Annotated in this window: 12 protein-coding genes; 1 reads left to right on the top strand and 11 read right to left on the bottom strand. The window is 55.0% G+C overall.

Annotated elements, in window-relative coordinates; all coding sequences use genetic code 11:
* Window positions 1-2: 2 nt before the first annotated feature.
* The 6 genes from odhB to sdhC all read right to left on the bottom strand — a co-directional run bounded on the left by odhB (window position 3) and on the right by sdhC (window position 7511).
* Window positions 3-1226, bottom strand: a complete 1224-nt coding sequence (gene odhB, locus EL29_RS03415; protein ID WP_013025064.1) for a 2-oxoglutarate dehydrogenase complex dihydrolipoyllysine-residue succinyltransferase — start codon at window positions 1224-1226, stop codon at window positions 3-5.
* Window positions 1227-1241: 15 nt separating this feature from the next.
* Window positions 1242-4049 (bottom strand): 2-oxoglutarate dehydrogenase E1 component, encoded by a 2808-nt coding sequence (gene sucA / locus EL29_RS03410; protein WP_013025063.1) that lies wholly within the window; start codon window positions 4047-4049, stop codon window positions 1242-1244.
* 200 nt (window positions 4050-4249) lie between these two features.
* Window positions 4250-4966, bottom strand: coding sequence for a succinate dehydrogenase iron-sulfur subunit (locus EL29_RS03405; protein WP_013025062.1), 717 nt, complete (start codon window positions 4964-4966; stop codon window positions 4250-4252).
* A gap of 14 nt (window positions 4967-4980) precedes the next feature.
* The gene (gene sdhA / locus EL29_RS03400; protein WP_013025061.1) at window positions 4981-6747 is read right to left on the bottom strand and encodes a succinate dehydrogenase flavoprotein subunit; all 1767 of its coding nucleotides are present in this window, start codon (window positions 6745-6747) and stop codon (window positions 4981-4983) included.
* Window positions 6748-7095 carry a succinate dehydrogenase membrane anchor subunit gene (gene sdhD / locus EL29_RS03395; protein WP_013025060.1) on the bottom strand — a complete coding sequence of 116 codons (348 nt, stop codon included), beginning with the start codon at window positions 7093-7095 and terminating at the stop codon, window positions 6748-6750.
* Complete coding sequence (sdhC, locus tag EL29_RS03390; protein ID WP_013025059.1) at window positions 7089-7511, bottom strand: succinate dehydrogenase cytochrome b556 subunit; 423 nt, start codon at window positions 7509-7511, stop codon at window positions 7089-7091. The genes sdhD and sdhC overlap by 7 nt, the downstream gene beginning before the upstream one ends.
* Window positions 7512-8101: 590 nt before the next feature.
* Here sdhC and EL29_RS03385 point away from each other — a divergent pair.
* Window positions 8102-9385: a citrate synthase gene (locus EL29_RS03385; protein ID WP_014606294.1), complete on the top strand. Its 1284-nt coding sequence runs from the start codon at window positions 8102-8104 to the stop codon at window positions 9383-9385.
* A 157-nt stretch (window positions 9386-9542) separates the two neighbouring features.
* Here EL29_RS03385 and EL29_RS03380 read toward each other — a convergent pair whose 3' ends face one another.
* From EL29_RS03380 to EL29_RS03360, 5 genes are all read right to left on the bottom strand, one after another.
* Window positions 9543-10115 (bottom strand): GNAT family N-acetyltransferase, encoded by a 573-nt coding sequence (locus tag EL29_RS03380; protein WP_014593193.1) that lies wholly within the window; start codon window positions 10113-10115, stop codon window positions 9543-9545.
* 66 nt (window positions 10116-10181) lie between these two features.
* Window positions 10182-10970, bottom strand: a complete 789-nt coding sequence (gene nei / locus EL29_RS03375) for an endonuclease VIII (RefSeq protein WP_014593192.1) — start codon at window positions 10968-10970, stop codon at window positions 10182-10184.
* 11 nt (window positions 10971-10981) lie between these two features.
* On the bottom strand, window positions 10982-11629 hold the full coding sequence (pcp, locus tag EL29_RS03370) for a pyroglutamyl-peptidase I (RefSeq protein WP_014593191.1): 648 nt from the start codon (window positions 11627-11629) through the stop codon (window positions 10982-10984).
* Window positions 11630-11635: 6 nt separating this feature from the next.
* On the bottom strand, window positions 11636-12652 hold the full coding sequence (locus EL29_RS03365; protein ID WP_014593190.1) for a DUF979 domain-containing protein: 1017 nt from the start codon (window positions 12650-12652) through the stop codon (window positions 11636-11638).
* On the bottom strand, window positions 12652-13380 hold the full coding sequence (locus EL29_RS03360; RefSeq protein ID WP_013025053.1) for a DUF969 domain-containing protein: 729 nt from the start codon (window positions 13378-13380) through the stop codon (window positions 12652-12654). Before EL29_RS03360 ends, EL29_RS03365 begins: the two co-directional genes overlap by 1 nt.
* Window positions 13381-13396 lie beyond the last annotated feature (16 nt).

The raw sequence follows: 13396 nt of genomic DNA, 5'->3' as shown, positions 1-13396 counted from the left end.
AATCAGACATCCAGCAGCAGACGCGCCGGATCTTCCAGCATCTCTTTCACCGCGACCAGATAGCCGACAGATTCACGACCATCGATTAAACGGTGATCGTAGGAGAGAGCCAGGTACATCATTGGCAGGATCACAACCTGACCATTGACCGCCATAGGACGATCTTTAATGGCGTGCATGCCCAGAATCGCGCTCTGTGGCGGGTTGATGATTGGCGTAGACATCAGCGAACCGAACACACCACCGTTGGTGATGGTAAAGTTACCGCCCGTCAGATCGTCAACCGTCAGCTTGCCGTCACGGCCTTTCACTGCCAGTTCTTTAATTTTCTTCTCGATGTCAGCCATGCTCAGCGCATCAACGTCACGCAGGACAGGCGTCACCAGTCCGCGTGGCGTAGAGACGGCAATACTCACATCGAAATAGTTGTGGTACACCACGTCTTCGCCATCGATAGAGGCGTTGACTTCTGGATAACGCTTCAGCGCTTCGACCACGGCCTTGATGTAGAAAGACATAAAGCCCAGACGCACACCATGACGCTTCTCGAACGCATCGCCGTACTGCTTACGCAGATCCATAATCGGCTTCATGTTGATTTCGTTGAAGGTCGTCAACATGGCGGTGCTGTTCTTGGCTTCCAGCAGACGCTCCGCGACGCGCTTACGTAGACGGGTCATCGGAACACGTTTTTCGCTGCGGTTGGCAACAGGCTGCTGAGCCGTTGCTGCACCCGCCGCTGGCGCGGCGGCTTTCTCAGCCTGCGGTTTGTTCGCCAGATGTTTTTCAACGTCTTCACGCGTTAAACGTCCGCCCACGCCGGTGCCTTTGATCTGCGCAGCGTCAAGATTATGCTCCGCAATCAGGCGACGGATCGCCGGGCTGAGCGCATCGCTGCTCTCTTCTTCAAGCGACGCTGTCTGACGCTGGGCTGGCGTGGTGTCATTGCTTTCCGCTTTGGCACTGCTTTCTTTACCCGCACTGTTGCCTTCTTTCAGGCGCCCCAGGATCTGGCGGGACGTAACGGTTGCCCCTTCGTCTTCCAGCACGGCTTCCAGCACGCCATCGGCAGATGCCGGCACTTCCAGCACGACTTTGTCAGTTTCAATTTCGACGATGACTTCATCGCGGCTGACTGCATCGCCTGGTTTCTTGTGCCAGGTTGCTACTGTGGCATCTGCAACCGATTCAGGCAGGTCGGGAACGAGAATATCTACGCTACTCATTATCTTTCCTTTTAATTAATTGACGTTCAGTGCGTCATTAACCAGGTCTTGCTGCTGTTGTTGGTGTACGGACATATAACCCACGGCCGGAGAAGCCGATGCCGGGCGACCTGCATAACGCAGGGTGGCACCAAACGGCACGACATCACGGAAATGATGCTGGCTACAGTACCAGGCGCCCTGGTTCAGAGGCTCTTCCTGGCACCAGACAAAGTCCTGTACGTGAGAATAGGCTTTCAATGCTTCCTGTACCGCCTGATGCGGGAACGGGTAAAGCTGTTCGATGCGCACGATGGCAACATCGGTTTTCTCGTCTTTACGACGCTGTTCCAGCAGATCGTAGTAAACCTTACCGGAGCACAGCACGACGCGTTTCACGCCCTGCGGATCCAGATCGTCGATCTCACCAATGGCCGGCTGAAAACTGCCGTTTGCCAGTTCATCCAGCGACGAGATCGCCAGCGGATGGCGCAACAGCGACTTCGGCGACATCACCACCAGCGGACGGCGCATCCCGCGCAGCGCCTGACGGCGCAGCATGTGATACACCTGAGCCGGCGTCGACGGGACGCAAACCTGCATGTTCTGCTCGGCGCAAAGTTGCAGATAGCGTTCCAGACGGGCAGAGGAGTGTTCCGGACCCTGACCTTCGTAGCCATGCGGCAGCAACATCACCAGGCCACACATACGGCCCCACTTCTGTTCGCCAGAGCTGATGAACTGGTCAATCACCACCTGAGCACCGTTGGCAAAGTCACCAAACTGCGCTTCCCAGATGGTCAGCACGCGCGGCTCAGCCGTGGCGTAACCGTATTCAAACGCCAGCACGGCTTCTTCAGACAGCACCGAATCCCAGACTTTGAACTCGCCCTGGCTGTTATGAATATGGTGCAGCGGCGTATAGGTTGAACCGTTAGCCTGGTTGTGCACGACCGCGTGGCGATGGAAGAAGGTTCCACGACCGGAGTCTTCACCCGAGAGGCGAACCGGAATACCTTCATCCACCAGCGTGGCGTACGCCAGATTCTCGGCACCGCCCCAGTCGAACGCTTTCTCGCCTTCGGCCATCAGCTTGCGATCGTTATAGATCTTGGCCACGCGCGACTGCACTTCAATCTGCTCAGGGACCTGGCTGATACGCAATGCCAGTTCCTTCAGGCGTTTCATGTCAACCTGTGCCGGATAAGGCTCATCCCATTCGTGGTTCAGATAAGGCGACCACGTGAAGGAGTGCAGGCTCATCGGACGCCATTCCGGCACCACGCATTCGCCCGCATCGAGCGCATCGCGGTAAAGGTTCACCATCTCGGTGGCATCTTCCTGCGACGCGACACCTTCGCCTTCCAGACGATCGGCGTAAATTTTACGCGGCGTCGGATGCTTTTTGATTTTCTGGTACATCAACGGCTGGGTAGCACTTGGCTCATCCGCCTCGTTGTGACCATGACGGCGATAGCACACCAGATCGATAAACACATCGCGTTTGAAGGTATTGCGATAGTCCAGCGCCAGGCGGGTAACAAAGGCTACCGCTTCCGGATCGTCAGCATTGACGTGGAAAATCGGTGCCAGCACCATCTTGCCGATGTCAGTACAGTACGGGGTTGAACGCGCATCTTTCGGGTTGGAGGTGGTAAAACCAACCTGGTTGTTAATGACGATACGTACCGTGCCGCCCACTTCGTAGCCGCGCGCCTGAGACATGTTCAGGGTTTCCTGAACCACGCCCTGACCAATCACCGCCGCATCACCGTGAATGGTGATAGGCAGCACTTTATTGCTGACCGGTTCGGCCAGACGATCGAGACGTGCACGTACCGATCCCATGACCACCGGGCTGACAATTTCCAGGTGAGACGGGTTAAACGCCAGCGCCAGATGCACCAGACCACCTTCAGTTTCGATATCCGAAGAGAAGCCCATGTGATACTTCACATCACCTGTGCCCAGATGCTCTTTGTGTTTACCGGAGAATTCGTCGAACAGATCCTGTGGCTTTTTACCCAGTACGTTAATCAGTACGTTAAGACGGCCACGGTGCGCCATCCCCAGTACCACTTCACGTGTGCCGCTTTTGCCCGCATGACGAATCATCTCGCGCAGCATCGGCACCAGCGCATCACCGCCTTCCAGCGAGAAGCGTTTTGCACCCGGGAATTTCGCGCCCAGATATTTTTCCAGCCCTTCTGCCGCGGTCAGCTCTTTCAGGAAACCTTTTTTCTCTTCGCCACTGAATGACGTCTGGCTCGCACCGGATTCGATACGCTGCTGGATCCAGCGTTTCTCTTCGGTGTTATTGATGTGCATATACTCTGCACCAATCGAGCCACAGTAGGTCTGCTTCAGCGCGTCGAACAGATCGGCCAGCTTCATGGTTTCTTTGCCAATGGCAAAAGAACCTACGTTAAAGCTTTCCTGAAAATCGGCGTCGGTCAGATCGTGAAAGGCAGGATCGAGATCGGCAACGCGGTCCTGTTTCCACAGGCCAAGCGGATCGAGATTTGCTTCCTGATGTCCGCGGAAACGAAACGCGTTGATCAGCTGCAGCACTTTCACTTGTTTGGAGTTGGTTGCCGGATCGGTAACTGAGGAGGTGTAACGAGATGCGTCTTTCGCCAGGCGACGGAAATATTCGCGAGTTGCGGAGTGGAACTGCTCAGGTTTCACTCCCGTGCCTGGTAACTGTTGGAACATCGAGCGCCACACTGCATCCACAGAGTCAGGATCGGTCAGGAAATCCTCATAGAGTTGCTCTATGTAAGACTGATTCGCGCCGGCCAGCCAGGAGGAGTCCAGCCAGGGCTTCATCGCGCTGTTCTGCATTGTGATCCCTTAAGCAATGTTATGCTTTTTTGAGGTTTCATTTGTTGCCGCTTTCGCGGTTTGCCGTAGTGAGTTCAGCGATACGAGCACTGTGCGCAGCGCGCGCCCGGCCCGTAAGGGAACCTTTGTAAACGTGGTCGGGACCGCGTTTACAGAGGCTTCCGTAAAATACCGGGAACCTGAGGTTCCCGGTGGTACAACTACGCGCTGCGTTGCAGCAGCATCGACTTAATGTGGCCGATAGCACGCGTCGGGTTTAGCCCTTTAGGACAAACACTTACACAGTTCATGATGCTGTGACAGCGGAAAACGCTGAATGCATCGCTCAGATTATCCAGACGCGCATCCGTTTCCGTATCACGGCTGTCAATCAGGAAGCGGTAAGCGGCCAGCAGGCCTGCAGGACCAATAAACTTGTCCGGGTTCCACCAGAACGACGGGCAAGAGGTTGAGCAACAGGCGCAGAGAATACACTCATACAATCCGTCCAGATGCTCACGCTCGCCCGGCGACTGCAGATGCTCACGCGCTGGCGGGTTTTCACCGTTATTCAATAAGAAAGGCTTAATTTTCTCATACTGGGCATAAAACTGGCCCATGTCCACCACCAGGTCGCGCACGACCGGCAGGCCCGGTAGAGGACGGATAACGATTTTCTGCTTGCCGTTGCCTAACGCCGAGACCGGCGTGATACAGGCCAGGCCGTTTTTCCCGTTCATGTTCAGGCCGTCTGAACCGCACACGCCTTCACGGCATGAGCGACGAAACGCCAAGGTAGGATCCTTCTCTTTCAGACGGATCAGCGCATCCAGCAGCATCATGTCACGGCCGTCTTCCGCTTCCAGGGTATAGTCCTGCATGCGCGGTTTGTCATCGACGTCCGGGTTGTAACGATAGATCGAAAATTCAAGTCTCATGATGATCTCCGCAATTAGTAGGTACGCGCTTTCGGCGGGAAGGCCGCACGCAGTTTCGGTTGCATGTTCACCTCACGGCGCGTCATGCTTTCCGTTTGCGGAACATAGAGGCTATGGCACAGCCAGTTGGCATCATCACGTTCCGGATAGTCGAAGCGACTGTGTGCGCCACGGCTCTCAGTGCGGTAGTTGGCCGCCACTGCGGTGGCATAAGCGGTTTCCATCAGGTTATCCAGCTCAAGGCACTCAATACGCTGTGTATTGAAGTCAGGTGAGCGGTCATCCAGGCGCGCGGACTTCAGACGCTCACGGATCTCTTTCAGTTCAGCAAGCCCTTCACGCATCGCATCGCCTTCACGGAATACCGAGAAGTTGTTCTGCATGCAGCGTTGCAACGCCTTGCGGATTTCAACCGGATCTTCACCCGTGGTGTTATTTTCCCAGCGGTTGAAACGCGCCATCGCGGCATCAATGTTTTCCTGGCTGGCTTCACGCAGTTCACCCTGCTCTTCCAGACATTCAAGCAGATGCACGCCAGCCGCGCGACCGAAGACCACCAGGTCCAGCAGCGAGTTGCCACCCAGACGGTTCGCCCCGTGTACCGATACGCAGGCGATTTCACCCACCGCGAACAGGCCAGGAATCACTTCGTCTTCGCCCTGCTCATTCACACGCAGCGCCTGACCGGTGACTTTGGTTGGCACGCCGCCCATCATGTAGTGACAGGTTGGGATAACCGGAATCGGCTCTTTAATCGGGTCAACGTGAGCAAAGGTACGGGACAGCTCAAGGATGCCCGGCAGGCGCGATTCCAGCACTTCCGCACCCAGGTGATCGAGTTTCAGCTTGATGTGCGGGCCCCATGGACCGTCGCAACCACGACCTTCACGGATCTCCACCATCATCGAACGGGCCACAACGTCACGACCGGCAAGGTCTTTGGCGTTAGGCGCATAGCGCTCCATGAAACGCTCACCGTGTTTGTTCAGCAGATAACCGCCTTCACCACGACAGCCTTCGGTGACCAGTACACCAGCACCGGCGATACCGGTTGGGTGGAACTGCCACATTTCCATATCCTGCACAGGCACGCCTGCGCGCAGCGCCATGCCAACACCGTCGCCGGTATTGATGTGGGCGTTCGTCGTGGACTGATAAATACGTCCTGCACCGCCCGTCGCCAGAATGGTGGCCTTGGCTTTGAAGTAAACCGTTTCGCCGGTTTCCATGCAGATTGCCGTACAGCCTACGATGGCACCGTCGTCATTTTTGACCAGATCCAGTGCATACCATTCGGAGAAGATAGTGGTTTTATTTTTCAGGTTCTGCTGATACAGCGTATGCAGCAGTGCGTGGCCGGTACGGTCGGCCGCTGCGGCAGTACGCGCCGCCTGCTCACCGCCGAAGTTTTTCGACTGACCACCAAACGGACGCTGATAAACGCGGCCGTCATCAAGACGGGAGAAGGGCAAGCCCATGTGCTCCAGTTCCAGAATCGCTTCCGGACCGACGTGACACATGTATTCAATCGCGTCCTGGTCACCGATGTAGTCGGAACCTTTGACGGTGTCATACATATGCCATTCCCAGTTATCGTCATGGGTGTTACCCAGCGCAACGGTGATTCCGCCCTGCGCGGAGACCGTATGGGAACGGGTCGGGAAGACTTTGGACAACAGGGCACAGGTCTGGCCCGACTGGGAGATTTGCAACGCCGCGCGCATACCCGCGCCGCCTGCGCCGATCACCACGGCATCAAATTCTCTTACTGGTAAACTCATTTACACACCCCACACCACAACAAATCCATAAATTGCATATGACAACAGCGCCACTACGATGACCAACTGCAACAGCAGACGCGTTGCCAGCGGTTTAACGTAGTCCGTTAAGACCTGCCACATACCGATCCAGCCGTGGATCAGAATGGAAAACAGCGTCAGGAGCGTGAACACTTTTGTAAATGCAGAAGCGAAGAAGCCACGCCAGATGTCATACGTCAGCGTGTCTGTCATCACCACGAAACCGAGGAGATAGATGATGTAAAGCGTGATGAGGATTGCCGTCGCGCGCAGCAGCAGCCAGTCCTGAATGCCATTGCGACCCAACGCGGATGCATTGCTTACCATACGAGGACTCCTGCTAAAATTGAAAGCACGACAGTAATACCAAACGTCACCTGCGCAGAACGCTTACCTGCTTCGAGCGTTTCGGCCAGATAACCAAAATCCATTAACATATGACGTATCCCGCCCACTGCATGATAGGCCAGCGCAGTCAAAATGCCCCACATGATGAACTTCGCAAAGAAGCCATTCATGACAGATGCAGCGTGCTGGAAACCTTCAGGAGAAGAGAGGGAAAGACCGAGAAGCCATAACAGGATGCCGAGAGCAACCAGGGTGATGACGCCGGAGACGCGGTGAAGAATGGACGATATTGCAGTAACGGGAAACCGGATCGTCGAGAGATCCAAGTTGACAGGTCTTTGTTTTTTCACGGTTTTGCCCACACAGCTCTTTTTTATTTTGCTTCCTCCGGACATAAGACCTGAACCCTAAACGTGTTCAGACTTTATCCGTCACCAAAATAGCAACATCCAGTGTTAAATGACGTGTTACAAACGCTGGGTGGCTCCTGGTGTCAGGGTATTCCGGAGACCTGGCCGGAAGTATAGGACGATCACATTCTGATTACAATTCCCCTACAAACTCTTTGGAGAATTTTGGGTGGAACAGTGATCATTCTCACGTTTTTCACAATTCATACAAATTTAATTATCTGATTTGACAATAGTTCAACAATTCAGTTACAAACTATCCCGATAAAATCCTATGATGCACAAAAGTTATGGGGATACACTTTCTCCTAAGCTCAAGTTATGTAACATTGCCACTAACAGCTTTTAAAACCATCAGGTTATTGGTTACAAAGAAGTTATGTCCTGACCGGATCTTTAACAACCGCGATATGCACATGTCACGGCTTTACATTTCCTGTGGAACGCGCCTCTCACTCTGTACCCTTCACTGCTTATAATGCAGAGTGACATCGTGAAGTACTGCCTAAATGCAACATGCGCGCGTTTCAGGTGTCGAAAGATCCTTACCTGCCCAAGGCGCTATGGAGACGAAAATGACAGATAAAAAAGTGACGCTAACCCTACCCGACGAAAAGCCTATTGAACTGAAAGTGCTGCAAGGCACGCTGGGCCAGGATGTCGTCGATGTCCGCGAACTGGGTTCTAACGGCCTGTTTACCTTCGATCCTGGTTTCACGTCTACCGCGTCCTGCGAGTCAAAAATCACCTTTATCGATGGCGATGAAGGTATCCTGCTTCACCGTGGTTTTCCCATCGATCAGTTGGCCACCCACTCTAACTACCTGGAAGTGTGCTATATCCTGCTGAATGGTGAAGCCCCGACTCAGAAACAGTTTGAAGAGTTCAAAGTCACCGTTACCCGCCACACCATGATTCATGAGCAGATCACGCGTCTGTTCCACGGCTTCCGTCGCGACTCACATCCAATGGCTGTGATGTGCGGCGTGACTGGCGCCCTGGCCGCGTTTTATCACGACTCGCTGGATGTGAACATTGAGCGCCATCGTGAAATCGCCGCTTTCCGCCTGCTGTCTAAAATGCCTACCATGGCAGCGATGTGTTACAAGTATTCAATCGGCCAGCCGTTCGTTTATCCACGTAACGACCTTTCCTACGCCGGTAACTTCCTGCACATGATGTTTGCAACGCCTTGTGAAGAATACAAGGTCAACCCTGTGCTTGAACGCGCCATGGATCGCATTCTGATTCTGCATGCCGATCACGAGCAGAACGCCTCAACCTCAACCGTCCGTACGGCAGGTTCATCAGGCGCTAACCCGTTTGCCTGTATCGCGGCCGGTATCGCCTCCTTGTGGGGACCGGCGCACGGTGGCGCAAACGAAGCCTGTCTGCGCATGCTGGAAGAGATCAGCACCGTTGAACACATTCCAGAATTCGTACGTCGTGCAAAAGACAAAAACGACTCCTTCCGCCTGATGGGCTTTGGTCATCGCGTTTACAAAAACTATGACCCACGCGCAACCGTCATGCGTGAAACCTGTCATGAAGTGCTGAACGAGCTGGGCATGAAAGATGACCTGCTGGAAGTGGCGCTGGAGCTGGAACACATTGCGCTGAACGACCCGTACTTCATCGAGCGTAAACTCTATCCAAACGTGGACTTCTACTCCGGTATTATCCTGAAAGCCATGGGCATTCCGTCTTCCATGTTTACCGTGATTTTTGCCATGGCACGTACCGTTGGCTGGATCGCCCACTGGAAAGAGATGCACGACGAAGGCATGAAAATTGCCCGTCCGCGTCAGCTGTATACCGGTTATACCGAGCGCGACTTTACGTCACAGCTGGATAAATAAGCCTGTCGCCTGGGCGAATATCGCACCGGGCCATCGACGACAAAACGGCTATGCTGACAAGGCATAGCCGTTTTTTTTGCCCGAAGGATGCCGGTTCCGTTGAGGCCGGACAGGTTTAACCTTATCGCTAAAGATGCTGTCGGATCACGGCAAAATGTTACTTTTTCGCGGCTGTTTCGCCAGCCTGAGCCGCTCTGAATTTGCGCCACTCATCCCGCGTCACCTCCCAGAGTTCAGAGTCATGTTCGCCTGAAACATAGCGTTGCTTTCCCGTTCTGATACAACGCATACCGCTTTTAACCGAGATAGCGACCGACCGCACGTTTGCTGCGGCTTTGGGCGTTCTTAATACCGGTTTATTCAGCACATTGAACCAGTAATCGGTAACGGCATTGCTGGCCTCCGACATGTAACCCTGCCCCTGCCAGTGGGGTACTAACCAGAAGCCGCGATGGTTGTCCGGCGTGTCCATCAGGCTGATGACCCCGATCAGCATCGTCTCCGCTTCCCTGCGCCGTATCGTCCAGTACCAGCCTTTTCCCGCCTCAACAGCGGGTAATGCCACGTTCGCAACAAAGTCTCTGGCGGCGCCGTCCGGATAGGGCCAGGGCACCGAATCGATCAGGTAACGGACAATTTCCCATTGGGGAAACGCCACCTGAATCGCATCCGCGTCCTGCAGGGTGAGCGGTTTTAAAACCAGCCGTTCGGTCAGGATTTCAGGCGTCATGATGATCTCCCTGCAGCAGAAAACGGAATGATTAACGGAGCCTTCCCGTCAGGCCCGCCTGTCTTTTTATACCTGACAGCCCGGACACCAGTAAAATGGCCGTGAGGATAAAACGCCCTTCTCAATCACCGTGCCGCAGCGCCGACACGTCTTGCCCTGACGATGAAAGACTTCAAAACGAAAGGCAGCTTCGCTGTGATACTTTTTCATCGTGCCACGCATGCGGTAGGCATGACGCGGTACGGACAGCAGCGCGTCGCTGAAGGCGTCAAGCTGTGACTCGCTCAGTGACTGCGCGTTATGGTGTGGAAGCAGCTGTGCCAGCCAGAGGATCTCCACGCGCAGATAGTTGCCTAATCCGGCCAGAAACGCCTGGTCCAGTAATAAACCGCTGAACTGGCGACGGCGGAAGCGCGCTGAGAGCAGGCGCTGCTTTACCTCCTCCGGCGTCAGCGCGTGGCTTAACACATCAGGCCCAATGCGATTCAGGAACGGATGACTGGCCAGGGTTTCCGCATTCAGCAATTCAATATCCGAAGCGCTGTAAAGCAGGATGGCCTGGTCTGCCGTTGCCAGGCGCACACGTAGCTGCCGTTTAGTCTCGGGCTGCACGTCTGGCGACACGATGCGCCAGACGCCGTAAAGTTGATTATGCGAATAGAGCGTCAGACCATTGCTGAAATGTGTCAGCAACGCTTTGCCGCGCGTTTCAATCGACTCTACCTTTTCCCCCACTAATGTGGGCTCGTAAGTTTTTAATGCAGGGAAAGCAAACCAGACGTCGGCCAAAGGCTGCCCGACAATGGCCATTTCAAGCTGATCCGCCACACGGCGAATCTCCGGTCCTTCTGGCATCTCTCGTCCTCTTAATGGGTTGCGCCACCCGCTTCCTTGAGATCGTTGGCGGTTTCCAGCGTGGTCTGCACCGCAATTTTCAGCGCCTCGATCACGGTTGCGGCGGGCATGCTGGGTGCGCCAGGATGGTGGACCGCCTGCTCTGGCAGGTAAGGGATATGAATAAATCCGCCACGCGCCGCGCTGTCATGTTGATGCAGCCAGTGCAGCAGACCATACATCACCCGGTTACAGGTAAAGGTGCCGGCGGTTTGCGACACCGAAGCCGGAATACCGGCTTTGCGCACGGCGGCCACAATGGCTTTGATCGGCAGGCGTGAAAAGTAAGCGGCCGGGCCATCCTGCGCAATCGGCTCATCCACGGGTTGATGGCCCGCGTTATCGGGAATGCGGGCGTCATCGACGTTAATGCCGATGCGCTCGACGGTGATATCGCTGCGCCCGCCCGCCTGCCCCACAGCAATAATGGCATCCGGCTTAATCTCTTCCAGCGCCTGATACAACACGTCCAGCACCTCGCTAAAGACCACCGGCAGTTGGCGCGTCACGATACGTGCCCCGCCAATCTGCTGGCCTTCAAGCGCGCTGACCGCCTGCCACGAGGGATTAATGGATTCGCCACCAAAGGGCTCAAACGCCGTCATCAATACCGTTTTCATGCTGCCTCACAGAAACATCAGGAAATAGAGTAAAAACACGTTAACAATTAACAGTAGCACACCGGTTGGGACCTGAGCTTTGATGACCGCGTTACGATCCGGCAACTCCAGCAGCGCGGCGGGCACGATATTAAAGTTCGCGGCCATTGGTGTCATTAAGGTTCCGCAGTAGCCGGAAAACATGCCGATTGCCGCCATGACAGCCGGATTACCACCATGTTGTAGCACCAGAATGGGAATGCCCACACCGGCGGTAATAATCGGGAAAGCGGCAAAGGCGTTGCCCATGACCATAGTTAACAGCGCCATGCCAACAGCGTAAACGGTCACGGCAATAAAGCGGTTATCGACCGCCAGATAATGTTCGGTCAGATGCGAGATGGCGCCGCCCACGCCCGCAGCGGTGAACAACAGCCCCAGCGTAGCCAGAATTTGCGGTAGCAGGAAAGCCCAGCCCACACAATCCAGCAGACGCCGGGTTTCCTGCATCGACTGAACCGGCTTCTCATGCGTCAGTTTCATGGCGATTAGCCAGCCCAGCAGGCAGCCCACCGTCATGGAAAACAGCGTGACCAGGGTGGAATGATTGCCGGGTCCAAATACCCCGTTCTGCAAACCGGGAATATTATTAAAGGCCAGAACGCCAACCACCGTTACGACAGGAATCGCTAACGCAGGCAGAAAGAGTTTATTTTTAAGGCGTTGTGCGCTGGCCTCTTTTTCCTCTTCGCTACGTTGATGGTAGCGACCAAGCTTTACGCCACCACAGCCGGCAATTAAGCCCATCAGCACAACTGCCACGCCCACGGTAATATGCAGGGTGCGCGTGCCGCTCTGTGTTGATCCCATCAGCTGTGACATCAGCTGCGTTGTCCAGTCCCCCACCAAAAAAATCAGACCGTATAAGCCCCAAAACAGGCCGGTGGTAAAGCGACGTGGGTTCCCGCTGTCACGCCAGGATAAAAAAGCCACGACCAGCAGAATCACGCCAGCCAGCCACATCAAATATTGTTGCTGGAACATTAGCGATCTCCTCTGGCGTTGATGGCCTGGCTGTTGATGGCACTCAGTTCACGCGCGAGCTGACGGTCCAGCCTTATCAGACGCGCGGAGTGAATCAGAAAAGCCGCAATGGCCGTTGGAATGCCCCACAGCGCGATATGCAGCGGCTCGGTCTGAATACCGGCGGACTCCTGCATAAAGTTGTGCATAAAGATGATGGCGCCAAAGGCGACAAAGATATCTTCGCCAAAGAACAGGCCGACGTTATCCGTCGCAGCGGACATGGCTCGCAGGCGATGGCGAATCTCAGGCGACAGTTCACCGTAACGGCTTTCGCTGGCCCCTTCGGCCATCGGTGCCAGCAGCGGTCGCACCATTTGCGGGTGACCACCCAGGCTGGTCAGCCCCAGCGCCGCAGTGATCTCGCGTACAAACAGGTAGATGATGAGCAGTCGCCCTGCCGTCGCCGTTTTAATCTGTGCGATCCACGTCTGGGCGCGCTGTTTCAGACCATGGCGCTCCAGCAGGCCAATGACCGCCAGCGGCAACAGCAAAATAAGCGGCAGATTGCGGGTATTCAGGAAGCCCTCGCCCAGTTTTTGCAGAATATCGCCCAGCGGCATCATGGCGGCAATCCCGGTGACGAAGCCCGCAACGATCACCACCAGTACCGGATTAAAGCGTAAAACGAAGCCTGCGACGATGGCAGCAATGCCCAGTAGTGGCCAGAGATTCACTACGCTGTCCATATTTTCCCCTTGTGAT

This window comes from Pantoea ananatis LMG 2665 (genome assembly GCF_000710035.2).
In the GTDB taxonomy this organism is placed as follows: Bacteria; Pseudomonadota; Gammaproteobacteria; order Enterobacterales; family Enterobacteriaceae; genus Pantoea; species Pantoea ananatis.
The sequence above is the reverse complement of the archived record's forward strand: the minus strand, read 5'-3'. Positions and strand labels throughout refer to the sequence as shown.